This is a genomic window from Paenibacillus spongiae (genome assembly GCF_024734895.1).
GTDB lineage: Bacteria > Bacillota > Bacilli > Paenibacillales > Paenibacillaceae > Paenibacillus_Z > Paenibacillus_Z spongiae.
Genome location: NZ_CP091430.1, coordinates 6,718,622 through 6,743,139 on the forward strand (window position 1 = coordinate 6,718,622; position 24,518 = coordinate 6,743,139).

18 protein-coding genes and 1 pseudogene are annotated in these 24,518 nt (G+C 55.5%); 7 read left to right on the top strand and 12 right to left on the bottom strand.

Translation table 11 applies throughout. The annotated features are described in order from the left end of the window. Positions 1-397 precede the first annotated feature (397 nt). Positions 398-1,615 (bottom strand): formaldehyde dehydrogenase, glutathione-independent, encoded by a 1,218-nt coding sequence (fdhA, locus tag L1F29_RS30190; protein ID WP_258385707.1) that lies wholly within the window; start codon positions 1,613-1,615, stop codon positions 398-400. A 284-nt stretch (positions 1,616-1,899) separates the two neighbouring features. Between fdhA and L1F29_RS30195 the strand changes: the two genes are divergently transcribed. Continuing rightward, on the top strand, positions 1,900-2,217 hold the full coding sequence (locus tag L1F29_RS30195) for a hypothetical protein (protein WP_258385708.1): 318 nt from the start codon (positions 1,900-1,902) through the stop codon (positions 2,215-2,217). A gap of 66 nt (positions 2,218-2,283) precedes the next feature. On the opposite strand, the gene L1F29_RS30200 is transcribed toward L1F29_RS30195, so the two are convergent. Next, a complete protein-coding gene (locus L1F29_RS30200) occupies positions 2,284-4,335 on the bottom strand; it encodes a Na+/H+ antiporter (RefSeq protein WP_258385709.1) in 2,052 nt (683 codons plus the stop codon). Positions 4,336-4,676: 341 nt separating this feature from the next. Here L1F29_RS30200 and L1F29_RS30205 point away from each other — a divergent pair, with 341 nt between their 5' ends. Both L1F29_RS30205 and L1F29_RS30210 read left to right on the top strand, forming a co-directional pair. Continuing rightward, positions 4,677-5,330, top strand: a complete 654-nt coding sequence (locus L1F29_RS30205) for a TetR/AcrR family transcriptional regulator (RefSeq protein WP_258385710.1) — start codon at positions 4,677-4,679, stop codon at positions 5,328-5,330. A 77-nt stretch (positions 5,331-5,407) separates the two neighbouring features. After that, entirely contained in the window at positions 5,408-7,642 is a 2,235-nt protein-coding gene (locus L1F29_RS30210) for an MMPL family transporter (RefSeq protein ID WP_258385711.1), read from the top strand. Between the two features lie 85 nt (positions 7,643-7,727). Here L1F29_RS30210 and L1F29_RS30215 read toward each other — a convergent pair whose 3' ends face one another. The 4 genes from L1F29_RS30215 to L1F29_RS30230 form a co-directional block, all read right to left on the bottom strand. Then, positions 7,728-8,561 (bottom strand): amidohydrolase family protein, encoded by an 834-nt coding sequence (locus L1F29_RS30215; RefSeq protein WP_258385712.1) that lies wholly within the window; start codon positions 8,559-8,561, stop codon positions 7,728-7,730. 140 nt (positions 8,562-8,701) lie between these two features. Continuing rightward, positions 8,702-9,721, bottom strand: a complete 1,020-nt coding sequence (locus L1F29_RS30220; RefSeq protein WP_258385713.1) for an SGNH/GDSL hydrolase family protein — start codon at positions 9,719-9,721, stop codon at positions 8,702-8,704. A gap of 163 nt (positions 9,722-9,884) precedes the next feature. After that, positions 9,885-10,880, bottom strand: coding sequence for an alcohol dehydrogenase catalytic domain-containing protein (locus L1F29_RS30225; protein ID WP_258385714.1), 996 nt, complete (start codon positions 10,878-10,880; stop codon positions 9,885-9,887). 30 nt (positions 10,881-10,910) lie between these two features. Then, positions 10,911-11,855, bottom strand: coding sequence for a zinc-dependent alcohol dehydrogenase (locus L1F29_RS30230; RefSeq protein ID WP_258385715.1), 945 nt, complete (start codon positions 11,853-11,855; stop codon positions 10,911-10,913). 194 nt (positions 11,856-12,049) lie between these two features. Here L1F29_RS30230 and L1F29_RS30235 point away from each other — a divergent pair, with 194 nt between their 5' ends. Next, positions 12,050-12,889 carry a helix-turn-helix domain-containing protein gene (locus L1F29_RS30235; RefSeq protein ID WP_258385716.1) on the top strand — a complete coding sequence of 280 codons (840 nt, stop codon included), beginning with the start codon at positions 12,050-12,052 and terminating at the stop codon, positions 12,887-12,889. 89 nt (positions 12,890-12,978) lie between these two features. Here the strand turns inward: L1F29_RS30235 and L1F29_RS30240 are convergent, their stop codons facing one another. Both L1F29_RS30240 and L1F29_RS30245 read right to left on the bottom strand, forming a co-directional pair. Further along, positions 12,979-13,965, bottom strand: a complete 987-nt coding sequence (locus L1F29_RS30240; RefSeq protein WP_258389858.1) for a zinc-binding dehydrogenase — start codon at positions 13,963-13,965, stop codon at positions 12,979-12,981. Between the two features lie 22 nt (positions 13,966-13,987). Then, positions 13,988-15,553 carry a ThuA domain-containing protein gene (locus L1F29_RS30245; RefSeq protein ID WP_258385717.1) on the bottom strand — a complete coding sequence of 522 codons (1,566 nt, stop codon included), beginning with the start codon at positions 15,551-15,553 and terminating at the stop codon, positions 13,988-13,990. A 163-nt stretch (positions 15,554-15,716) separates the two neighbouring features. Here L1F29_RS30245 and L1F29_RS30250 point away from each other — a divergent pair, with 163 nt between their 5' ends. Further along, positions 15,717-16,601 (top strand): helix-turn-helix transcriptional regulator, encoded by an 885-nt coding sequence (locus L1F29_RS30250; protein WP_258385718.1) that lies wholly within the window; start codon positions 15,717-15,719, stop codon positions 16,599-16,601. A gap of 243 nt (positions 16,602-16,844) precedes the next feature. On the opposite strand, the gene L1F29_RS30255 is transcribed toward L1F29_RS30250, so the two are convergent. The 3 genes from L1F29_RS30255 to L1F29_RS30265 form a co-directional block, all read right to left on the bottom strand. Beyond that, on the bottom strand, positions 16,845-18,173 hold the full coding sequence (locus L1F29_RS30255; RefSeq protein ID WP_258385719.1) for an ankyrin repeat domain-containing protein: 1,329 nt from the start codon (positions 18,171-18,173) through the stop codon (positions 16,845-16,847). 504 nt (positions 18,174-18,677) lie between these two features. Beyond that, the gene (locus tag L1F29_RS30260; protein ID WP_258385720.1) at positions 18,678-19,232 is read right to left on the bottom strand and encodes an NADPH-dependent FMN reductase; all 555 of its coding nucleotides are present in this window, start codon (positions 19,230-19,232) and stop codon (positions 18,678-18,680) included. 44 nt (positions 19,233-19,276) lie between these two features. Continuing rightward, positions 19,277-19,918 carry a DsbA family oxidoreductase gene (locus tag L1F29_RS30265; protein WP_258385721.1) on the bottom strand — a complete coding sequence of 214 codons (642 nt, stop codon included), beginning with the start codon at positions 19,916-19,918 and terminating at the stop codon, positions 19,277-19,279. 353 nt (positions 19,919-20,271) lie between these two features. Between L1F29_RS30265 and L1F29_RS30270 the strand changes: the two are divergent. Next, positions 20,272-20,358, top strand: a pseudogene (locus tag L1F29_RS30270) (hypothetical protein); the annotation flags it as partial. Between the two features lie 525 nt (positions 20,359-20,883). On the opposite strand, the gene L1F29_RS30275 reads toward L1F29_RS30270, so the two are convergent. Then, positions 20,884-21,648, bottom strand: a complete 765-nt coding sequence (locus L1F29_RS30275; protein ID WP_258385722.1) for a glycerophosphodiester phosphodiesterase family protein — start codon at positions 21,646-21,648, stop codon at positions 20,884-20,886. A 403-nt stretch (positions 21,649-22,051) separates the two neighbouring features. Between L1F29_RS30275 and L1F29_RS30280 the strand changes: the two genes are divergently transcribed. Then, positions 22,052-23,584, top strand: coding sequence for an MDR family MFS transporter (locus L1F29_RS30280; protein WP_258385723.1), 1,533 nt, complete (start codon positions 22,052-22,054; stop codon positions 23,582-23,584). Positions 23,585-24,518: the final 934 nt, after the last annotated feature.

Consider the following 24,518-nt stretch of genomic DNA (forward strand, 5'->3'; position numbering starts at 1 on the left):
ATGCTTAACCTCCCTGATCTTGCAAAAAAACAAAGCACACCGCGCTAGAGACGGTGTGCTTTGGCCCTGCTTTATATATTAAAAAAAGCGCACGTCACGAGAGTCCGTGACCTGCGCCCTGATTATAGCTGCGAATGATACCTATACGACAAAAATATCGCCGGATCGATCGTCAAGGAGGCCACGACATGTATGCAGTTGTACGTTCAATTGACTATGGTTCACGGCAATCTGACGAATATTCGCATTAAACATGTCTGAGTCACTCCCTTTCCGTTCTGATTTGCAATATGATACTTCGTAAGTTATCACGCGGGACAAACCGTTGTCAACCCTATATTTGGGTAAATGAAAAATCCAATCCTATCCTTATTTCGTCTGCGCAAGCGGCTGGAGATCAGTTCTTGACCAAGCCGTGCGGGTCGATGACGAACTTCTTGGAGGCGCCTTTATCGAATGCCGTATAGGCGGCAGGGGCCTCTGCCAGCGAAATTTTCGTCGCGTTGACCGCTTTGGCGATTTGGGCTTTGCCGCTAAGAATGGCCTGCATCAGGTTGCGGTGATACTGCATGACCGGCGTTTGGCCCGTTACGAATGTGTGGGATTTCGCCCACCCGAGGCCGAAACGGATTTTGAGCGTGCCGATCTTGGCATCCTCGTCGACGGCCCCAGGGTCGCCCGTTACGTATAGACCGGGAATACCCAGGCGTCCGCCTGCCCGAGTGACCTGCATAATCGTATTCAAGACCGTAGCCGGCGCTTCGCCATGCGCATGACCGTGGCCGTGCGCTTCGAAACCGACGCAATCCACGGCGCAATCAACCTCAGGCTCGCCGATAATCTGTTCGATCTGCTCGCCCAGGTTCGGATGCTCCCGCAAATTGACGGTCTCGCAGCCGAAGCTGCGCGCCTGCATCAGCCGTTCGGCATTCAAGTCGCCTACGATGACGACGGATGCGCCCAATAGCTGAGCGGAATGCGCCGCCGCCAAGCCGACCGGGCCGGCGCCGGCGATATAGACGGTAGAGCCCGGCTTCACGCCTGCGCTGACTGCACCGTGATAACCGGTCGGGAAGATGTCCGAAAGCATCGTCAGATCGAGAATTTTCTCCATCGCCTGTTCTTTATCCGGAAACTTCAACAGCTGGAAATCCGCGTACGGCACCATGACATATTCCGATTGACCGCCGACCCATCCGCCCATATCGACATAGCCATATGCCGAGCCGGGTCTGTCCGGGTTTACGTTATCGCACACATGCGTGTTGCGCTCCTTGCAATTCCGGCAGCGCCCGCAGGCAATATTGAACGGAACCGAAACGAGGTCCCCCTTCTTAATGAACTCCACGTCCCGCCCGACTTCAATGACTTCGCCCGTGATCTCATGCCCTAATACAAGTCCGCTCGGAGCGGTCGTGCGGCCTCTCACCATATGCTGGTCGCTGCCGCAGATGTTCGTCGTGACCACCTTCAGAATAACGCCATGCTCGCACTTGCGGCCGACGTTCAACGGGTTAACCCCCGGTCCGTCCCGAAGCACCAAATCCGGATAGGAAATATCCCTTACTTCCACCTTGCCGGGTTCCACATAGACGACTGCACGATTATCCATCATTCCTTCACTCCTCGTTCTGGGATAGGTCAAGCGTAAGCGCATTCATGGATCGTAATAGCCCGTCTTCTCAAATAAAACCGATTTTGCCCATACTTCTAGTAACGCCACTATTATACAAGGGCTGTCTAGTTTTTTTCCAGTATTGATTTTGCTGAAAAGTCATGTAATCCTGCTGGTTCCGACATTGATTTCGCACCCTTGATCGGCTATAATTTGGTCCACTCGATATTCCCGCAAGCTCGATCTGCGTAAACTTGCGGGTGGAGAAAGGCGGTCGGGGCAATATGGCGCTCGGGATAACAAGACAGGAATTGAATGAATGGAAAGCCGCCGTCTCCCGCGGAGAGATCGCCTTCCTCACTCATTATTGGCTGGACAACCGCTTCCCCCACATTCGTACCGTTACCAAGGTCGGCTGCTCCGATCTGAATCACTTGGCAGCCTGGTGCCGTGACAATGGGCTTAATCCGGCTTATATCCATCACCGCCAGGACTACCCGCACTTCGATCTGCTCGCTCCCAAGCAGCTGGAGATCCTGCGGCGCGAAGGGCTCTTGTCACATATCGAACGGTTCAAATTGTTGGATGAATATACCGAATAGGGTACCGCAAACAGGAATTCAAACTTCTCTCGGTACCCTATTTAACTTAGCTCTGCGCTTTCGTTATCATCCTTCCTCCAAAATAGCGGTCTCCAGCTCATTGACGAACCGACGCAGCTTAGCGGCTAGCTTCCGGTTGATTTCGCCCTTCTCGTAGAGCTCCTCCACATAGTCGCGCTGTCCCTGCAACGCATGGATCTGGAGATCGAGCTCGCGATCATCCGGCAAAGCTTGTTCATCGGACGGTTCCTTCTGCGCCTCGTCTTGCCCGATACCTGACTTATGCAGCTGCTGAGCATCCCGCTTACGCTCCTTGCAGTCCTCGCCGGTGCTGTTCACCCTTGCCTTCAGCAGCCCGTAATGAGCAAGAACGACGTCGGCAGCTGCATGATTCTGCTCGTTGCGGGACGCCTGAACAGCTCTAATCGCAGCTTCGGCCATCATTGCTTTGGCTTCCAGGACGCTCAGACCGTCGGTACATGCCGAGTCATCGCCGCCGTTCACGGATACCGCAAACAAGCTGGATACCAGGCGGCGCACTTCTGCCCAAGAGCTTATAAATTTGTCGTCCAGTCGCTCAACAAGAAGCGATTCGGTCCGGTCGACGATATCGCCCAGCTGATCGGCAAGCTCCGGCGACAATCGCGCCGCCTTCTCCAGACGAGCCAATTCCTCTCGCTCGGCCCGGAGTCCCACAATGCGGAGCTCCGCCTCTAACCGGCGCATGACGCCGTTCTCACGCTTCCCGTCATCCGCGCGCTGCAAACGACGGGTGCGCTCTTGAAACCTGTTGATCATCGCAGTGGCATGAGCCGAATGTTCGCCTTTCATCGCCCGCCTCAGCACCTCCACGCCTGCCCCGACCATGCCATCGAAAGCCGCTTTCTCAGCATCTTCGGGCTCTTCCGATCCTTTCATCAGAATCGGAAGAACGATGCTCGCGATAAGAAGCGACAGCAGGATGACGCCGCCGGCCAGAAACAGAATCAAATCCCGCTGCGGAAACGGCTGTCCGTTATCGAGAAAGAACGGGATCGACAAGGCGCCGACCAGCGTCACCGCGCCGCGTACGCCGGACAGGGACGTAACGACGGCAGCCTTCAAGGTCGACCCGCGCGAGATCAGCAGCAGCCATACAAACCGGATGAGGATTAATAGTGCTGTAATGGCCACCACGTATCCGATAACCTTCAAATTGTCGAATGCGGCGCTTCGAAAGACCGTATGGAATAAGCCCGGTATAACCGCGCCCAGAATAACGAAGACCAGGCCGTTCAGAACGAAAATAACGATCGTCCATGTGCTGGCCGACACCACTTGCAGCTTGAAATGCGGCGAAGCGGTACGGTCTCTTTCAATCGCATGGATGACGCCGCCGGCAACCACGGCAAGGATACCGGACAGTCCGAGCTCTTCGCTAACGATATAAATAAAAAACGGCGTTAATAGCTGCAGCAGCATGTGCGTCGTTACGTCTTCCATGCCGAGCCGCCTTAGAAACAAGCTCAAGCGAATAATCAGAAAGGCAAGCACCGCACCTACAAGCAGACCGCCGACGGCGATCAGAACAAAGCTGCCCGCCGCCTTGGACAGCGAGAACGATCCCGTCATAGCCGCGCCAAGAGCAAACTTGAACGCCACCAGGCCGGAGGCGTCATTCATGAGCGCCTCGCCTTCCAACAGACGCAGCACGCGCTTGGGGAGATGAATCCGCTTGGCCATCGCGCCTACGGCGACTGCATCGGTCGGAGACAGAATCGCCGCAAGCGCGAAGGAAGCAGGCAGCGATAGGGACGGAATCATCCAGTGGATCGCATAGCCGGCCACCAGCACCGTCGCAAAGACAAGCCCCAATGCCATCAGCAAAATAGGCGCCCGCAGATTCCATAGATCTTCCCGGGGCGTCCGCTTGCCGTCATGGAACAGAAGCGGCGCGATAAACAGAATGAAGAAAACTTCAGGCTCCAGCTCCAGATGTATGCCCGGGGGAATGATGGCGACAAGGGCGCCAAGGGCCATCTGAATGAGCGGAACCGGGATAAAGGGGAGGAATCGATACAATACGTTGGACAATCCAATGAGTGCGATAAAAATAAGTACGGTCAGCAGCAGTTCCATTCGTCCGAATCTTCCCTTCTTACCAGAACCTCTGTTACCTTTTTACCCGTTCCCCATCGATATGATACGGCTGAGCTAATGAATTATATCAACGACGATGCCGCCGGCATTTCCGGTCTTTTGATGCCTCCAGCCGGCCATGCTCTTTACGGCTGGCAGCCGCAATTCCGCCAGGCAGCCGCTAGGAGCCGCCTTATAAAAAGGGAGAAACAAACCTTATACAAAACATTGACAACCATTTTCCGCAGGTGTATGTTCTTATCAAGCGATAAGTATTAACAACGACAGACGCCGTCAATGCGGCGAAATGAATTCCGGATAAGGAGGGAAATGCGATTCCTATGGCGGGTAACAAGAACGCATCTCAAGAGACACGCGCCAGCATCATCAAGACCGCCAAGAAGCTGTTTATGGAGCTGGGCTATCGGGCTGTTTCCACCCGGCAGATTGCCGATGCCTGCGGGTTGACTCAGCCTGCCCTGTATCATCATTTCTCCGATAAGGAGTCGCTCTATGTGGAGGTTCTTCAAACCGTCTGCAGCGAGACGCGAAGGGCGCTGGAGCGGATCATCAAGCGGGAGCAGCACATTCGGAACCGGCTCGTCCAAATCGTCCACTACATGATGGCCAGCCATCCCGATGATCTAAACACCATGTTCCACGATATTCGGCATGAGCTGAGCGCCCCCTCGCAAGCCGCCATTCTGCAATGCTGGCAGGAAGCCTATCTGCTTCCCATCGTCGGCGTATTCGAAGCCGGGCAGCAGGAGGGCAGGCTGCGCGATCCGCGGCAATTCGGCATGGATGCAGACATGTCCGCCCGATTATTAATGGGGCTGATCAACCAATCGCTGCAGCGCCCGCCGGTACCCGATCACGTGCGGGGCACAAGGGCTGCCCGGGGATTGGAGCAGCAGGCGCAGACGCTTGTCGATATCATCCTGTATGGCCTGGCCTCGCCTGACGAGCGCCCGGATCCGCGATCTGCGGATTAATCGTATCCGTCTGTTCTCAGCTTATCACTTGATAAGCAACTTCTTGCCTTATACATCATCAAGGAAGGTGACTCTATATGTCCGTAGGACCATTCGAGAGATTCGCCCAGGCGGTAGGCGGAAACAAAGGAAAGTGGGTTACGCTTGCCGTCTGGATCGTGCTTGCGGCTCTTCTGAATATACTGCTGCCGCAGGCGAACTCGCAGAAGGACAACACCTTGAGCAATTTTGACGCCAGCAAGCCCTCTGTCCAGGCCGAGATGCTCGCAGAGGAGCAATTCCCTTCCGGCTCCGGCATCCCCGCCCTGCTGACCTGGTACCGGCAGAACGGCATTACCGACGAGGATCTCGCCCATATTCAGAAGCTGTCGAAGGAGCTTGGCGCAAGCCCCGTCCCCCACCAGCAGTTCGTCGTACCGCTGGATCAGATGCCTCTTCCCGCACTCAAGCAGCAGCTGTCGGAGGACGGCACCACATTCGTTCAGACGGTGCTGTTTGACAAGACGGTCGAATCCTCCGAGCTGAAGCTCGGTCTGGAAGCGATTGTCTCCAAATCCGAAGCGATCTTCGGAATCAATCCAACGGAGGTCAAGCTGGGGGATGCAAATAACATCGCGCTCCGGTTAACCGGCCCGGTCGGCATTGCCGTCGATGCAAGCGGATTGTTCAGCAGCGCGGATGTTTCGCTGCTTATCGCTACCGTGCTGCTCGTCCTCATTTTTCTCTTGCTCATCTACCGTTCGCCGATTCTGGCTTTGATTCCGCTTATCGCCGTCGGCTTTGCCTACGGAGCGACGACGCCGCTGCTGGGCTGGATGGCGGAGCAAGGCTGGATCGCCTATGATTCACAGGGTCTCTCCATCATGACCGTCTTATTGTTCGGCGCCGGTACCGACTACTGCCTGTTCCTCATCGCCCGCTTCCGGAGCGAATTGAAGGAGGAAGGCAGCAAGCTGACCGCCCTCAAGCTGGCGTTCAGCGGCTCATCCGGAGCCATCGCGATGAGCGGGCTGACCGTCGTCTTCTCGCTGCTCGTCCTGCTGTTGGCCCAATACGGCACCATTCGGCGGTTCTCCGTTCCGTTCAGCTTGTCGATTCTCATTATGATGGTGGCCAGCTTAACGCTTGTGCCCGCCCTGCTCGGTATATTCGGCCGGATGTCGTTCTACCCGTTCGTTCCGAGAACGAAGGCGATGCAGGCCGAAAGGGCGAAGAAGAAAGGCAAGCCCGCTCCCGTATTCACATCGAAACCAGCCTTCGGCGACCGTCTGGGCGGCAGTGTCGTGCGGAAGCCGTGGACGATAACGATCACTGCCCTGATCGTTCTTGTCATCGGGGCCGGGTTCGCCACGCAGGTGAAATATACCTTCGATACCCTCTCGTCCTTCCCGGCCGACACGCAATCCCGAGAAGGCTTCTCCTTGATCGCGGACCACTTTAACCCGGGCGAGCTGGCGCCGGTTCAGGTGCTGGTGCAGACCGAGGGCAAGAACGCCGATGTGAAGGAGAAGCTGGCCGCGCTGCCATTCGTGAAGGTCGTATCCGACGCGCGAGAAGGGGAGACGGATGCCGCGCTGCTCAGCTACGAGGTGCAGCTGGCGGATAATCCTTACTCCGTGGCCGCCATGGACCGGCTGCCGGAAATCCGCAGCGCCGCTGAGCAGTCCCTTGAAGAGGCCGGCGTTTCCGGAGCGGCGGATAAGGTTTGGATTGCCGGCCAGACGGCCGAGCAATACGATACCCGCGAGACGACAAACCGGGATGCGCGGGTCATCATTCCCGTCATTATCGTTATGATTGCCCTGCTGCTGCTCGTCTATCTGCGTTCGGTCACGGCCATGGCCTATTTGATCATAACCGTCCTGTTGTCGTACTTCAGCGCGCTAGGCTTAGGCTGGGTTCTGCTCCACTACGGCTTCGGAGTGGATGCGATTCAAGGACTTATACCGCTCTATTCCTTCGTCTTTATCGTTGCGCTTGGCGAGGACTACAACATCTTCATGGTGTCCAGCATCTGGAAGAAGAGCCGTGCGATGCCGCTTGCCCAAGCGATCAAAGAGGGCGTATCGGAGACCAGCTCGGTCATCACATCCGCCGGGCTCATTCTGGCCGGTACTTTCTCCGTACTGGCGACGCTCCCTATTCAAGTGCTCGTCCAGTTCGGCACCGTAACCGCAATCGGCGTTCTGCTCGATACGTTCATCGTGAGGCCGTTCCTCGTCCCTGCCTTGACAGCGATCTTCGGCAAACGGGCCTTCTGGCCATCCAAAGCCGGTTACGAAGAACGCGTCTCGCAGCCCGATCAAGCTTAGTGAAAATAGGAAAGAGACCCGGGATCCTGAATGACAGGTTCTTCGGGTCTCTTTCTTCGTTATTTATGGTGTAGCAGGTGTGCCGCTAGACGTTCAAACGATAAAACCGGGCTGCATTGCCGCCGTACGCATCGGCCCGTTCCTCTTCGCTCCATTCTCCCGTCAGGCATGCCTCGAACAAGCTTACGGTCTGGTCGTACGAAGCGGACAGCAGGCATACCGGCCAATCCGATCCGAACATGACCCGCTTCCGGCCGAAAGCTTCGATCGCGCGTTCCGCAAAAGGCCGTATCCCTTCGTTCGTCCACGGCTCGTCCAATGTGCCGGGAACCATGCCGGACAGCTTGCACATGACATTCGGGAACGAAGCGATCTGCTCCATCTGCGTGCCCCAAGGCTCCAGCATACCGGCCGGAATGTCCGGCTTAGCCAGATGATCCACGACGGCGCGCAGATGCGGTATCTGTTCCAGCAGCTGCACGAGATAAGGCAGGTGCCGCAGGTTGGCCTGCAGATCGAGAGGAAACTGCTCGTCCGCCAAAATACGCAGACGCTCCACGACGATATCCTGCAGAATCCACTCGGAAGGCAAATCTTGAATCATCGGCCGGATTCCGACAAAATACGGCTCCTCCCGAAGACGCTGCCAGTCCTGCTCGAAATCGGGGGCGGTCAGATCCACCCAGCCTACGACTCCCGCAACGGTCTCTTCCTCCCGCGCGATGCCGAGCATAAACTCGGTTTCGGCAACGGTCGGCGCGGCTTGAACGATGATCGTCTTGTCGATTCCGTTGGCATTGAGGAGCCGCCTCAGGTCATCGGGCATATAATCGGCATACAGCCGCTTCACGGAAGGCTGCAGCCAGCCGTAGTCGGTGCGCGAGGTCAGCCAATAATGCTGGTGAGAATCAATCTTCATCCTGTTCCCTCCCCAGGGTTGGTTATCGCTTTCATGCAGTTACATCCTACCAGATCCTGTAAGCCTTGAGAATCCTCTTTCGCTCTCGCAGGAAAGCGAACAGGAACCCGCTCATTGCCGCAGGTTCCCGGATTCGATATCTATTGTTCAGCGGGCTGGCTTGCGAGCATCTCCGCAAACGCCAAGTAATACAAATAATGGCCATAATCATTCGGGTGATTAATATTGTTAAGCAGCAGGCTCTCCGGCGTCTTGCCCGCAGCCAGCTCCCGCTCCCATACCATATACACGTCCGCAACGCCTAGTCCGTATTCTGCGCCGAGCCGCCGGATTACGGCCGCATAGTCGCGGGTTTGTCCGCTCGTATGGCGCCATAACGGGTTCGGCGAGCAGGGGGTCACGAGTACGATATCGCTGCCGGCGTGATCGCGGATGGCTTCAATCATGCGGCGCAAATAACGCTCGAAGTCCATCAGCGAAGTGCCATTGCCATGCTCATACTTGTTCTGGTCGTTCATCCCGTAACCGATTGTGATTAAGTCGGGCTTAAGCGGCAGGACATCCTCCTCTACCCGGCCTGCCCCGCCGCCAGTTGCCTCGCCGCCGATGGACTTATTGACGATTCGGATGCTCCCGCCCGGATACAGCCGCTTCAGATGTTCGGCGAAGCGATGGAAGTAGGTGAACTTGTCCGCGCTTGCTTCTCCTCCCGTGCTGATGCTGTCCCCGTATACGACATAGAGCGCTTCTTCGCCGGCCTGAAGCTTGCTTGCCGTTCGTTTCAGGATGTCAGGACCGCCGCTGCCGGCTGCCTGCGCAGCCTCTCCCGCTTCTTGCCCGCTCACGTAGGAATACTCGGCATATACCGTATAATTACGGTTGCTGTAGTCTTCGTATAACGTATGATTGAAATCCGAGACACCGTACAAGGCATGCTTCGACCAATCCGGAATCCGGCTTCCGGCTATCCGGCCGATCCACCCGTTCTCGTAGTCGACGGTATAATCCGCGCCTTCCGTATACACAACCCGGTCAGGATGCAGCGCATCCGCATGGCTGCTTACTTGAAAGGCATCGCTCCGCTGGGGCAAATACCGCAGCTTCAGCAATTCCTCCTTCACGAATATGAACGATTCTGCCGTCTGCCTCCTTGTTGTCATCGATGAATATTCACCTCTTTCTGCAGCATGTAGGAACATCCTTTGCATGAATGATGCGTTACTTAACCTTGCTTGCATCATCAGACGCATCGCCAAGCAACCTCTCGCGTATCTGCCAGGCTGCTCGGTTCGAGTGCTGGATGACCGGCGGTTCGTCTTCCGGCTAGCTCTCGCTTCTCCAATCCAGCACAATCCCTAAGAAAAATTCCGATTTCTCCAAAATCAACCGCCAAGCTTCTGCGCCCTGACTGGCCGGGAGAATATGCGTGATCAGCGGCGCCGTTTGCAGCCAGCCGTCCCGAATCCCCGCCAGCGTGCCGTCCATGCGCTCTGGCGACCAGCCGGACGGGCAATGAAGCGTGATTTCCTGCGGCCGCAGCTCCTGAATATCGACCATGCCCGTCGTCCCGAGGAACCCGGCCGATACGAGATGGCTGTTATGCTTCATGGAAGGCATCAATTGGCGGAACGTATCCATGGCGCCGATCGAATCCACGACGACGGCGATGTCGCGCCGGGCGCCGATCGCTTCCTGCAGCGGCTGCTTCCGGACGTTGAACCCGCGGATTCCTTCGGGAAGCAGCGCCAGCCTGCGGTCATGGCGGCCAAGCACCAGCACCTCCGCGCCGCGATGTGCCAGCGTCTGGGCTGCCCATTGGCCGACCATCCCGTCGCCGATCACAACGGCGAAATCGCCTTCGTCGACCGACGGACGCATGCCGCAATTATAGCCTACCTGCGTCAGAACGAGCCCGCTGTAGGCGATCGGGTCGGCGCCTTCGGGGAGCTTCCATACTTGACTCCGGTGCGTAACGGCCGGATTCACGTGACCGCCGTGGTCGAAGGCCATCCCGTCCACTCTGCTGACCGATGCGAATACCCGGTCGCCCGGCTTCAGGTCCCGCACCTGAGCGCCGACGCTGCGCACGATGCCGACCTTCTGATAGCCGGCCACCTGCGGGAACGGCAGGATATCCTCAGGGCGGGTCACCTGCTCGCCCGTTATGCGCTCCCCCTTCAGGAAGGAGGATTCGGTGCCGTTGCTGATCCATGAATATTCCAGCTCGACCGTGACCTCCTCGGGTCCTTGCTCGGGCACCTCGACTTCTTCATAACTCACTTGCCTTACGTCCGTAAACACGACGGCTTTCGCTTTCATAGAGAACCTCCTGATTCATGAAGGGATGAGTTAAAAATCGGCCGGAGGAAACGCGTACACTTTAATCGCTTCTTGTCTCCGGAGAAGGGCGACGGTCTCTGCGTAATTGCGAAGAGGAACGTGATGCGTCTGCAGACATTCCGTGTTCAGCCCGCGATTCGCCACGAGGTCGAGCAGAAGCGCCTGATCCTCTTGGCCGAATTTGCGGTAGCGGTACGATTCGAGCCTTGTGCCCAGGAACCATAGATGCTCCCCGTAACGAACCTCGCCCTTCAGTACCCCGAATACGATCAGATGCTTATCCACGCGATCGAGCAGCGACTGGACGGAAGCCGACGCACCCACGCAATCATAGCCCAGTTCAAAGCGTTGATCGCCCAGCTCTTCGGCATGTACCGCATTGCCGATGCCCAGCTTATTCACATAGGCGATGCGGTCCTTGTTAATATCGACGGCCGTCACATTCGCTCCAAGCAGCCTGGCCGCCTGTATCGCCAACAAGCCGGCCGGCCCGAGACCGGATACGAGCATCGACTTGCCCTTCAGGTCGTCGAACTGAAGCAGTCCGATCATGACGCATTTGAGCAGCTCGAACGAAACGGCTTGCTTCCATGACACGTTGTCCGGCAGCTTGATCAGCTCATCCTCGCGATAGTTCAGGTATTCTGCGTAAGATCCGTTGCCGGCCAGATGCTCCAGTGCTGCGACGCGGTCGCCGACCTTAAGGGAACGGACATTGGCGCCGACAGCCGTTACGGTTCCGGCCATTTCATGGCCCGGGAATCCGGGCGGGAGCGGATATTCCACTTCGCGGTTCGCAACGAACATGTCCTTGCCCGCCATCATGCTCATATCCCAGCGGGGACAGGTGGATACAATTTCGATCCGGACCGTTACCTGATCATCCTGCGGTACCGGCTGTGGAACGTCGATAATTTCGAAGGTTTCTTTCCCAACAATTTGCAGCGCTTTCATACCGTCATCTTCCTCTCGTTTTTGGAATGATATTCTTTCCGCTGCATTCAGTGTACAATAAGGATGACCGGTCGTCTTTGCACTGGATGTTCCAGTATGGCGCCATAAGGTCTTTATTTTCCAGGCTATTCTAACGGATTCCATTCATAATGATTGAACAATATTGACTTCATGGCCGCAAGGGGGAGACGCTGTTGAAAATTCGGGTATGCGGTTCCGGCACCCTGGTTCGTTCGGACGACCTATGGGCCGGGGGTGTCCATGCCGCCAACTATGAAATGCTCTATATCGTCTCGGGCAAAGCAAGATTCAATTGGAACGGCCGTGTTTGCATCGCGGAAGCGCCGGCCATGTTCCTGATGCCCCCTCTGACGCCGCATCAGCTGCAAAGCATCTCGCCAGAGATCAAGTTTCGATTCCTCGAAATCACGGATATCGACGAAAGCCCGCTCGACCGGGAGAAGATGGACAAATGGAATGAACTCCAGGCCCATAACGATATTTTTTCCAGAACCGTACTAGCCGCGGCTTTATTGGAATCCTTCGACTGGATCTACCGCCTGCATCTTACCGGTGAAGCCCGCCAGCATCCCGACCTGGAGCAGGTATGTCTGCTGGAAGTGAGCAAGATTTACCGGCTGATTGCATACTGCCTGGACAGCACGCCCCTGCCGGCCGGCAATCCGGATCAATCTCCGGGACGTGACGTCGAACAGACCGTCGACCAGCTTGTCGATTTTATGGAATGGCGCTACAAGGAAGAAATAACGCTGGCGGCGCTCGCGGATCTGGTCCATCTCAATCCTTCCTATCTCATCCGCATGTTTAAGAAGCAAAAGAAGGTCACGCCATTCGAGTTTTTGCGGGATTTGCGCCTGAAAGCGGCGGTTAGCCTGCTGTCGGGCAGCACCATGCCCGTGCAGGAAATCGCGCACGAAACCGGCTTCGGGAGCGTCCATTACTTCTGCCGTTTGTTCAAGCAAACCTACGGCCAGAGCCCTGCCGAATGGCGCAAGCAGCTGCGGAGAGGTTAGTTTCGGCGGGATAGAGCAGCGGGGGACAATAAAGAACAATGGCTGAACGGATTGTTCAGCCATTGTTCCGTTTACTGCTGCATAGCCTCTTACTCCGTATCTGCGATGCCCTGCCAATCGAACAGGATGAACAGCTCCGGGTATTTGCCGTCGGCGATATCGTTATATACCTGATTGGCATCGCGCGGCGAAACTTTCCGGGTCAAGACGGATAGGTCCGTCAGTCCTTCGGACAGCCACCTTACCCCTTTATGTAGGTCGGTAAAGATGCTGTGCGGCTGAAAATGGCCCGGGTGAAGCGGAATTTCCCATTCCCATCCGCTGCGGACAACGACATACTGGAAAAAAATAACCGACAGGAGCTCCTGCGCGAAGAGCTCTGTCCGGCGCTTCCAAGGAACGCCGATCAGCACGACCTCGCCTTTGAGGCGGGCGAACTTGGCCCCGGACAGCACCGCCGCTTCATGGCCCGAGCATTCGAGAACGAGCGCCGCGCGGCGCTCACTCCACTCCGGATCGTCGAGAGGGGGCTCCGCATACACATGCTCGATCCCGGATGCCCGGGCCGCTTCCCGGCGCCTTGCGTCCGGATCGCAGATCATCACTTCATAGCCGCAGCGCTTGAACAGATGCGCGGCAAGAAAGCCGACCGGTCCGGCGCCGGTCACGAGCACCAGCTCGCCCGGTCTGGCTGCCGTCGTCATGAGCGTGGTCATGCTCACATTCAACAGCCGGGCCAGCACCCCCAGATCGGGACTCAAGCCGTCCGGCAGCTTCACGACATCTCCCGCCTGGACATGCTGGCTGCTCTGATGCGGTCCCATGCAGAGAACGTGATCCCCAATCTCCAGTCCGGTTACGCCTTCGCCCATCTCGTCGATGCGGAATACCGTCGCGTATCCGGTACGGCTGGGCTTCTGCAGCTCGATCATGAAGCCCGACATCAGCTCCGTGCCGGGACTGATTAAGGAATATACCGATTGGCCGCGTACATGCCCGGCCTCGCACCGCTGCGGCCCCGCTTCACTCACGAGCTCCGCCCTACGATTGCCATTGATTTGGACCGCGTAGTTCATTGTCAATGTCCCCACCGCCTTCTTACAGTTTGTTGGCTGTCCATAATACGCTTCTTCGCAGCATTTCTCTTACTTCCAAGACCTCATAGGCCGCCCGGTCATGCCCCAGCAGCGTCTGCAGCACGCGGCCATTCCGGTAACGCGCCGTCCACGCCAGCGGTTCATGCTGCCCCGTGTTGACGGAATCCGCACCGTACAGTACATGAACGCTCCCGCTTCTTTCTTCACCGGCAGCAGGCCCGCTGGCCTCCTGCCGGTAGTAGAGCTCATCCCGGACATCGAAATCCGGCAAGCCGCGCATAATCGGATGCTCCCGGTCGGCAATCTTCACCCGGAACGAGCCGTAGTTGTCATGCCCGCTGTCTCCGTGATGGTTCCACACATGCGGGACCATCTTCCGGTATTCCGGCCAATCGGAGCCGCCCGCTTCCGGCAGCGAGAAGTGAAAGGCGCCGTTGGAGAAGTGCAGCGCGACCAGCCCGCCTCCCCTCTCCATATGACCGATCAAGGCGGACTTCGCCTGCTCGCTCAGACCTGCGGGGTCCTTCCAATTGCAATAGTTCAGCACAATCGTGTCAAATGCGGTCAAATCCCATTGTCCAAGCGCATCCGCATCCAGTGTCAGGGCAGCGGTTATAGCGGGATTCTCGTGAAGCGCTTCCATAATAAGCGGGGTCGTCTCTTCCCAATTATGCCACTTGTGCTCGTCGTTGCCCGCCAATACCAGCGCCCTGACCGTTTGCCCGGTTACGACCGCCCGGCCATCGCCGCCCATCGCTGCGAACGCCCGATCGACGACCTCATCGGCATAGAACCGGCTGTGGATTCCGCCGACTGGGATCGCGAAGCCTGCCGCCCACAGCAGCGCCTGAAGATTCAGCCTTCGGAAGCCTTCGTCCTCCCATATCGAATACGAATGCCCGGCCGTCGTCACGAAGGAGCGTCCGCCATTCTCCCTCTCCAGCGCCCAGCCTACCAGGTTCGCTTCCGGATGATCGCCCGCAAGCTCCGGTACCGTCCAGATCGGTATCCGCCTTGGATCGTCAGGAATCATCCGAAGGTGAAAATACACCTCATCCTGCAGAGAGATCGTGTCCGCTACTCCCGTACAGATCGGATGCTCCCGGGAAGACAGATCGAGCCTGCTGCCCATATCAATCCTGGAATACCAGTTCCGCTCGCCCCGCTCGTCCTCCCATTCGAAATAGCCGCCAGCCCACGCTAAGACGGACTTGCCCTCCTCCCGCGTGAAGAACGTGGAGAAATGCAGCAGAATCAAGCCGCAGCCGCCGTCCATCAGCTTCTTCATAAGCGCTATCCGCTGTTCATTGGCCACGAATGGAACATCCCGATACAGCTCGCCGTCTCTGCCGTCCGTAACGAACAGCAGCAGATCCGCGTCCTCCAGCAGCTCATCGTTGTCCGGCCATCCGCCGCTTACCGCGTGCACCTGCAGCCGGTCGCTATAAATCGACTGATCGAGCAGCACCTTGAGCAGCCGCACCGTCTTATCATACTCGTGCGCGCCGGGTCCATGACTCGGTTCGCCGGCAATCAACACCACTTTTTTCACCTTGTTCGATTCCACGCTACCGTTCCTTTCTTCATGAAATGGCTTCCTCTCCTTTGTACCAAAATTGCCGGGCAATGAACATGATTGCAGGTATGAATATCTATCTGAGAATCCAAATGCGATTTTTTGTAATGATGCGGGGACAGGACCATGGTAAAGTAATGACGGGGGTGTAATCATGCAAAATTGGGGCGACCTGCTGGAGGTGCCGATAAGGCTGGAGCACTTGGACGTAGGGAATGGGGACAGCGAGCACGAATGGGTACATAAGAAGACGGTTCCCTTCGGGATTATTGCCCAAGCCGTCGAAGGCTCCTATGTCGTCCATACGCCTGAAGGAACCCGGACGGCGGCGGAAGGGGAGGCGTTTATCGCGCCGGCCAACCTGCCTTTGGAAATCATCCACAAAGCCCGACCCGGAACGGACACCATGAAATTTCGTTACGTCCACTTCCGCTTTACGTATATGGGGACGATCGATCTGTTCGATCTGTACGAGCTCCCCAAACAAACCGACCGGCCGACCGGTCTCCTATACGGCGACATCATTCGGCAGATGCAGCAGATCAAGGAGCAGGAGAACGGCCTCTCCATCGCCTATTGGGCGAAGAAGAACGAGCTGGCCTACCGGCTGCTTGTCACGCTGCTCGAATCGTCCGCGCCGAAGGAGAAATATGCTTCCCGGCTTGCGCTGCTGAAGGAGCTGCAGCCGCTGCTGGACTATATTCATCAGCACCTGCACGAGCCGCTCGACATCGGCCGGCTGCTGCTCGTCTTCCCGTATTCCCGCTCCTCGCTGTTCACGTTATTCCGCAATCTGTTCGGTCAGACGCCAATGGAATATATTAAGGCCGTACGGCTAAATAAAGCGTTTCTCATGCTTTGCTCCACCTCGCTGCCCGTAGCGGAAATCGCGGAGACGACAGGCTTCTCGAATAGCTTTCATTTCAGCCGGGAGTTCAAGTCCCGTTATCACGTCCCTCCTACATGGGCCCGCAAGGAATACCGGCAATGGGAAGAAACAACGAATAGCCGCGAGCTTCCCGATCGGCGGCTGGATTAGACCGCTTGCAGAATCGCCGTTCTTTTGCCCAATCGAACGGGTTAAACAGCGGGCTATGCTTAACGGACGGATCATGCGTGCAGTAAAGTCGAATGTCGATCCCGCATTCATAGAAAAAGCAGGCTAAGACCGTATAGTTTCAGTCTCAGCCTGCTTTTTGTTACTGCTCCGACGATGACAATGTGCAGCCCCTTACTCGAAGGGTGTTTTACATTCTCGTTTATACAATGTCAACTTAGCTGGCTACCCCTGATTGGAGGAGCCGTCCGGTACTCCGTGCTTGGTCAGTACCTTCTTCACGTCGCCGCTGCCCACCGCTTGATCAGGCAATTTCACTCCGGCCTCGATGAGGCTTTCCGCTACCGCTGCGTAATCCCCGGAAGGATCCTGGATATACATCGACCCCCAGATACAGCTGCCCAATGGCGTTCCGCCAAACTCGTTTTTGGCATCTACGGATGCGCCTTGCGAAAGCAGATATTTTACGATTTCATGATTCCCGCGGATGGCGGCAGCATGGAGCGCCGTAGGCGATCGATCGCTGCGTCGTGCATCGACATGGAATCCAACCTCCAGCATGGCGCGGACCGCATCAAGGCGAATATCACCCGCCGCATCAACAATCAAACTTTCGTCAAGCGGCTGCAGGGAGGCAACAATATTCGGATGTCCCGATAATATGGAATGAGCGGTTGCCGTATCCGCTTGTAAACAGGCAAGCAAAAATTTTTGTTCGGTCGAACTATATTTCAGCATCGTTTCCATTACTTTATGACGTTTCAATCTTTGAGCGAGAAATAACGGCCGCGCTGCTGTGCCGATCGTATACTCGTAAATATGTCCGCCGTCCGAATCGCCGGATGTAAAGTCTCCTTTGCCGACTTGAGCTTGAAGAGCATTCGGATCCGTCTCCAGAATACGATGCACCATGTCGTCATCGTCCAGCATGCATGCCATAAAGATATCCGTTTCTGCGCCCCGCTCGACGAGATACCTGCATTTCTCCGGACTATTCACAGCCCATTGAGCGGGTGTGCCGTTATGGTCAATATCGCGCATATCGATGTCCGCGCCGTGAGCAAGGAGAAAATCGATGATCTCGCGTTCTTTGGCAAAGTGCAGAGGAACTTGCCCATCAGGACCGCGTCGATTAACGACAGAAGGATCCTCTTCCACCATCTTCGCCAGCAGCTCGATCATTCCTAATGCAGCGGCAGCATGGGGGTCGACATGAGCACCGCGGTCAATAAGATAACGCGAAAGATCGTGATGGTCATGATGCAGCACTCCAAATCCTCCGGCCCACCACTGGCTTTTGGCATTAATGTCCGCACCATGCTCAAGCAATACATCGACCATCTCGCGATTTCCCCTTGAAGCTGCCGTAACAATAGCCGGACTGTCGAAAGCAAAGCATGGTACATCGATCAGAGATGCCAACCATGAATGAGTCTGAAACAGAAGCGTTGCAGTCTCCGCATCGTCATTGTTAATCGCTTGCGTTACTTGTTCGACGACTTCTTTGTCTTGTTCACTCATCGAATCGAGAAACTCCCTATTCTTTTCGTCCATAGTCATTACCCTCCTCAACAAACGGCATCAATCGCTGCCGAATCATTGCTTGAACTATTTCGTCAACGGATTCCGAACTCCTTTAAAGATCGAACTCTTTTGGCGAGCCTTCATAGAGGTTTTTGGAACCGCACCTCTCAGCCTTGCCAATACAATGGTTTGCTTATGCGGCCTACACGGTCATAGCAGCCGGAGCGAAAGCGTTTATTGTCTCATGAATCATCACGTAATGATTCTCTGCGGCGGACTATTACCTGGAAAATGATTAATGAGGGAAATATTAGAGGTGATTAACCGGTTCAGCCTGCCCACCCTGCTTCCTATCGGAGAAATTTAGTTGTAAATATGCAAAAAGAGGCTCAAGCAGGAACGGCAGCCGCCACTCCTTGCTTGAGCCTCTTTTATCGCGGGATTGCGGACCCGATATCCGCTTCCTCCCCAAGTTGACTCCGGTATCCATATTTACGCATCTAAACTATCGAGCGCAAACCCATCGTCCGCTTGTTACCGCTGGCCGACCTTAGCGGCAAGATTCTCGATCAGCTGCTGCAAAATCTTCAAGCGGTTCTCATCCGTCAGTGCGCCGGACTCATCGAATTTCAGATGAGCTTGGGACAACTGGAATTCCGGACGGTTGACCGGATCCATATTCATGGCGAACAGCAGATTGCGCAAATTGGTTTGAGCGCGTGCAGTACCGCCCATGCCCATCGTCGAGCCCATGATTGCAATAGGCTTCAGCACGAGCGGCGTTTGAACGGCCGGGCGGGACACCCAATCGAGCGCGTTCTTCAGTACGCCCGAGATTTGGTGGTTATACTCCGGCGTGCTGATCAGAAAGCCGTCCGCAGAATGGCACAGCTCCGCGAACTGCTTGACCGCCTCCGGCAGATTGCTCTCGTCATCCTGATTGTACAGCGGAATTTGCGAGATATCGGCAAGCGTGAAACGATATTCCTCCGGAAGAAATTTCTGCGCTTGCTGAAGCAGCAGGGTGTTATGCGAGCCTTTGCGCAAGCTGCCCGAAATCCCGACGATGTGTTTCGATGTTTGTGACATGAATTGATTCGCTCCAATCTAATCCTGTTGAATTGTTAATGGTATTACTGATGATCTTCGTTCCACGCCTTCTGCAGTGCTTCCAGAAAAACCTCGCTCGGCTGTGCGCCGGACACGCCATACTTACGGTCAATGACGAAGAAAGGGACGCCCTTGATGCCAAGCCGGCTGCCTTCCTGCTCATCGGCTCTTACTTCCTGCGCATACTGTCCGCTCTCCAGCATCGCGGCCGCTTCATTCCGGTCCAATCCTATCTCCCCCGCCAGCCGTGCCAAGGTTTCCCGGTCGCCAATGTGCAGCGAATCGGTAAAGTAGGCTCGGAACAGACGCTCCAGCATCTCAGGCGCCTTCCCCTGCTGAGCCGCATAATGGGTCAGACGATGAGCGTCGAAGGAGTTCGTAGGAATCATCGTATCAAAGTGGTACGTCAAGCCCGCCGTTTGCGCTTGTGAAGCTACATTATCGTTAGCCGCTTTGGCTTGTTCGAGACTCATCCCATATTTTGACGCCAGAATTTGATCCATGGATACCCCAGGATCCTTTGGCGAATCAGGCCCCAGCTCGAAGCTGCGGTAGATAACCTCCACCTTGTCTTTGTGCGGGAACTGCGCTAACGCATTCTCGAACTTGCGTTTCCCGATATAACAGAAGGGGCATAAGTAATCAGACCAAACTTCTATTTTCATTCCATCATCTCCTTGAACCAGTCCTTCAGCCTAAAGCAGGCACAGATAAGTGTAACTCAATTGGTTGCAGTTTAACAAGTCAAGCGGGATAAGAATCCCCTCTCTATACAGCATGTACGAAGCCCCACCGAAGAACGGCAGTCACCCTCAACACCTGATTGGGCTGCCGATTCCGATTACCACAGGCCCATTGCTGTTCAGCTCTCGATAAGCATCCGTCATTCCACAATTTGATTCATCAAATCATTCTCTTCGATAAGCAGGTCCAAATATAGCGATAATAAATAATTCATATCCTTCAAATGATGCCCGCTGGACGATATCTTCGGCCCGTACATTCAAACGCTGATAGCGGCGGCGTCGGTACCAATGCGGCGAAGATGGCGCTTGGCATGGGGGCAGAGGTTACGATCGTCGATCTGTCCGCCGACAGGCTGCGCATGTCCTCCGTCACCAATCTCGGCGCTTTTGTCCCCGGAATCAATATCGCTCCGATCAACAAATCCGCTTCCGATACGGCTTGGCGATATTAAGGGATTCGAGCACCGGAGTTACACGCCTTGCGAACTTAGGCGTTCGGCGGCTGCCGGCGCAGGCACGCTGTAACGCCTTAAAACGGCGTTACAGTCCTCGGGCACCAGCGCGGGCACGCTGTAACGCCCTTTTTCGGCCTTACAGCGGCTGACAGCCGACTCCGCCTACAGGCTCCCTCTCTGTAACGCCTTAAAACGGCGTTACAGAACTCGGGCGGCCGGCGCGGGCACGCTGTAACGCCCTTTTTCGGCTTTACAGCGTCTTCCAGCCGACTCCGCCTACAGGCTCCCCTCTCTGTAACGCCTTAAAACGGCGTTACAGAACTCGGGCGGCCGGCGCGGGCACGCTGTAACGCCTTTTTTCGGTTTTACAGCGGCTTCGACGCAAAAAAAACCGCAATGCGAAGGCGCTCGCATTGCGGTTACCGTCTTTCAAATCGAGTGAATTCGGCGTCTTAATGCCATTGCCGGCACCGGGTCATTGCAGGTCATCACTGTGACACCGCACCCGAGCGCATAATGGACCTGCTGTTCATTGTCTGGACAATAGCACCATACCTGCAGCCCACGGCTGCGGAATTCCTCAACCGCTTTCGGCGTCATGCCGGCCATATGAAAAGCCACCGCCCACATTTTGGAGTAGGTTCCTTCGTCTCCGGGAATGAAGTTCGACATAACCTCCCCAGGGAAGCCCTGCGTTCGGACCTGATGAACATCGTGGAAATGCGCCAAAACATCGGCATCGAAGCAGGTAAATACGCAGCGGGGCAATAAGCCGTACTCGCTAAGCATGGCAACGGCCGCATCCGCGACCTCTTTGGCCTGGCTGCCGCTCTTGACTTCAACGTTCAGCAGCACTTCCGGATATGGTTGAAGCAGCTCGCAGAGTTCCTCGAAGGTAGGAATCCGCAGCCCTTCGAATGGTTTGCCGAACCACCCTCCAGCATCCAACTGCTTCAGCTCCGCGAGCGAATAATCGCTCACAAGGCCGGAACCGTTCGTTGTACGATCCACGGTTTCATCATGAATCACCATAATAACGCGATCCTTGGAAAACCGAAGATCAAATTCGAGCATGTCCACTCCCAGCTCCAACGCCTCCTTGAAAGCAAGCAGCGTGTTTTCCGGATAAGCGGATTTATATCCTCGATGGCCGCTGATGACGATGTCGCTCGTATCATGAATACGTTCTATCACATTCACCCACTCCTTCAAGCAGCCTCCGCCAAGCGGTGCCGCATATTCGTCATGCCTCCCTACTTTATTTCCACTGAATGGGCCAGAATCCTCTCACCTTCTTTTTAAAATGTATCCATCGCCAATTTCATATCCTTGCTGTCGTACAGTATAGCACCGCCCAACGAGAAGCACCCGCACTTAACCTTCCGACCAAGCTACCGCTGTATTTGCGTCCGCCGCATATTAGAGCGTTCTTATGCTGCTAAGCATTCTTCCCCCTAACTTGAAGGCAATGTGAAAAAGATTCTGAAGCTGCATAAAAAACACTGACAGACTGATGTCAGTGTTAGCTCTTTATAATCAAAACCATAAAGAAGACAACTACGATCTTCTGAATTCAAATAAGAGAGGAATCCCATTCATGACCACACCGCAAAACAAAATCGGCGTCGTAATCGCCGGACTTCTTCTAGCCATCTTGATGGCCTCGATGGACAATACGATCATGGCTACGGCCATGGGAACCATCATCGGCGAGCTGGGCGGGCTCGACAAATTCATCTGGGTCACCTCCGCCTACATGGTCGCGGAAATGGCCGGCATGCCGATCTTCGGTAAATTGTCGGATATGTACGGACGGAAACGGTTCTTCATCTTCGGGATCATTGTGTTTATGATCGGTTCCGTTCTATGCGGGACGGCGGAATCCATCATTCAGCTCAGCGTCTTCCGCGCTATTCAAGGCATCGGTGCAGGCGCATTAATACCGATTACGTTCACCATCATGTTCGATGTCGTTCCGTTGGAACAGAGGGGAAAGCTCGGAGGATTGTTCGGGGCTGTATTCGGGATGTCTAGCATATTCGGCCCGCTGCTCGGCGCCTACATTACCGACCATATCGCCTGGCAGTGGATCTTCTATATCAACCTTCCGCTCGGAATGCTGTCTCTCCTCATGATTACGCTATTCTACAAGGAATCGCTCGAGCATTCGAAGCAGCGGATCGATTGGTGGGGAGCCGGCTCGCTCGTGGGCGCGATCGTCTGCTTCATCTTCGCGATGGAACTGGGAGGCAAGCAGTATGCGTGGAATTCGGCGCAGATATGGAGCCTGTTCGGAGGATTCGTTCTATTCACCGCGCTGTTTCTATTCGCCGAGAAGCGTGCCGAGGAGCCGATTATCGACTTTTCCATGTTCCGCAGACGCCTCTTCGCGACAAGCAACGCGCTTGCGATGCTAAGCGGCGCGGCGTTCATTACGGCTTCAGTATACATCCCGATTTTCATCCAAGGCGTGCTCGGCGGCTCCGCGACCAACTCGGGACTCGTGCTGCTGCCGATGATGCTGGGCTCTGTTGTGACGGCAACCGGAGGCGGCGCCTTGATGAACAAGCTGCCATACCGGACCATTCTCATTCCGCCGCTGATTCTTCTGCTGGGAGGCCTTGCCCTTCTGACCACATTGTCTGCGGATTCGTCAAGATTAATCGTGACGGCCTATATGATTATGATCGGCCTTGGAATCGGCGCCTCCTTCTCGGTGCTCAGCAATGCGGCCATTCATGGCTTCCCGATCACACAGCGGGGAGCGGCGAGCTCGACGCTTACCTTCCTCCGCTCCTTCGGCATGACGCTCGGCATAACCATATTCGGTATCATCCAGAGCCATTCCCTATCCAGGAACTTGAGTGAAGCCTTCACCGGCGGCGATCAGGCCGCCTTGCCCCAGGGCGTCGACTTCAGCGACCCGCATATGCTGATGGATCCGGCAGCCCGGACTCAAATTCCCGGAGAGGCGCTTGGCACCATTGCGGAAGGGCTCTCGTCCTCTATCGTCAATACGTTTGCCTGGGGGCTCATCCCTGCCGGATTAGCGCTGGCAGCGGCATTCCTCATGAGCAAGGAGAAGCTGGATCCCTCCGCCGAATCGGAACGTTACGCAGCATCTCACTAACAAGCAGCACGCTCCTTTTGTTTAACTTGAAACTGCATGTTCTTACGATCGCTGTTGTTTCCAGATTCCTTGGACCATTGCGGCAAGGTAATCTGGAAACAAAGGTGAGCGCTGACGTTTCTACAGAATCATTCAAGCTGCCCCCGCTTTAGTTCATTTTTCTTATAAAAGCTTTCTTGTTGCAGAGCTGGAAGAATGATGCCTGAGATGCGCTGGCAGCCGATCAGCTCCAGCAAAGGTACCCCTTTCAGGAACGGGTGCGACTAGGCTATTGATCACCTGAAAGCAAGGTCGTCGTCAGACCGAAGCTTCTGGTAATGAGCCGGAAGGATGTGAAGCTGTAGGTCATTCTATCTTCGTAATTGTGTATGTTATACAACTCTGGACGGGCATAATCCCTGATTATACGGATATTGTTGTATATTCTACACGAATTCTTCCCAAAGATCGGCTAATTCGTGATTTCGCGTCCGTGTTGTTGTACAAAGTACAACAATACGGCTAAATGGGGCTGTTATGATGATGTAATGTTGCACAAAGTACAACAATACAGCTTAAAGAGGCTGAATGATGATGTAATGTTGTAAGTTGTACAACACCCTCTGCATCTGCATCGATCACGATAGGAAACAACAGCATGCCAAGAAATCCGGTGATAGCAGAGATCGGGAGCGAGATCTGGAGCGAGGTCGGGCGCGGGATCGGGAGCGAGGTCGCGCGCGGGAGCGGGAGCGAGATCTGGAGCGAGGTCGGGCGCGGTAGCGAGGTCGGGCGCGGGAGCGAGGTCGGGAGCGAGATCGGGAGCGGGGTCGGGATCTTTAGAACATTCTGTCTATGAAGCGTGCCTGTTAGTTAATTGTCTCGACTGATACAGCATAGAAGCACGACTAACAACTATTCAATATTTGAATCGACTGATCTCTATTTCGATACC

Excerpts from the sequence above, each read along its gene's own strand:
- L1F29_RS30255 (WP_258385719.1), bottom strand. The coding sequence starts at position 18,173 with ATGGACGAAAAGAATAGGGAGTTTCTCGATTCGATGAGTGAACAAGAC.
- L1F29_RS30260 (WP_258385720.1), bottom strand. The coding sequence starts at position 19,232 with ATGTCACAAACATCGAAACACATCGTCGGGATTTCGGGCAGCTTGCGC.
- L1F29_RS30265 (WP_258385721.1), bottom strand. The coding sequence starts at position 19,918 with ATGAAAATAGAAGTTTGGTCTGATTACTTATGCCCCTTCTGTTATATC.
- L1F29_RS30220 (WP_258385713.1), bottom strand. The coding sequence starts at position 9,721 with ATGACAACAAGGAGGCAGACGGCAGAATCGTTCATATTCGTGAAGGAG.
- fdhA (WP_258385707.1), bottom strand. The coding sequence starts at position 1,615 with ATGATGGATAATCGTGCAGTCGTCTATGTGGAACCCGGCAAGGTGGAA.
- L1F29_RS30250 (WP_258385718.1), top strand. The coding sequence starts at position 15,717 with ATGCAAAATTGGGGCGACCTGCTGGAGGTGCCGATAAGGCTGGAGCAC.
- L1F29_RS30240 (WP_258389858.1), bottom strand. The coding sequence starts at position 13,965 with ATGAACTACGCGGTCCAAATCAATGGCAATCGTAGGGCGGAGCTCGTG.
- L1F29_RS30215 (WP_258385712.1), bottom strand. The coding sequence starts at position 8,561 with ATGAAGATTGATTCTCACCAGCATTATTGGCTGACCTCGCGCACCGAC.
- L1F29_RS30210 (WP_258385711.1), top strand. The coding sequence starts at position 5,408 with ATGTCCGTAGGACCATTCGAGAGATTCGCCCAGGCGGTAGGCGGAAAC.
- L1F29_RS30205 (WP_258385710.1), top strand. The coding sequence starts at position 4,677 with ATGGCGGGTAACAAGAACGCATCTCAAGAGACACGCGCCAGCATCATC.
- L1F29_RS30225 (WP_258385714.1), bottom strand. The coding sequence starts at position 10,880 with ATGAAAGCGAAAGCCGTCGTGTTTACGGACGTAAGGCAAGTGAGTTAT.
- L1F29_RS30195 (WP_258385708.1), top strand. The coding sequence starts at position 1,900 with ATGGCGCTCGGGATAACAAGACAGGAATTGAATGAATGGAAAGCCGCC.
- L1F29_RS30230 (WP_258385715.1), bottom strand. The coding sequence starts at position 11,855 with ATGAAAGCGCTGCAAATTGTTGGGAAAGAAACCTTCGAAATTATCGAC.
- L1F29_RS30280 (WP_258385723.1), top strand. The coding sequence starts at position 22,052 with ATGACCACACCGCAAAACAAAATCGGCGTCGTAATCGCCGGACTTCTT.
- L1F29_RS30200 (WP_258385709.1), bottom strand. The coding sequence starts at position 4,335 with ATGGAACTGCTGCTGACCGTACTTATTTTTATCGCACTCATTGGATTG.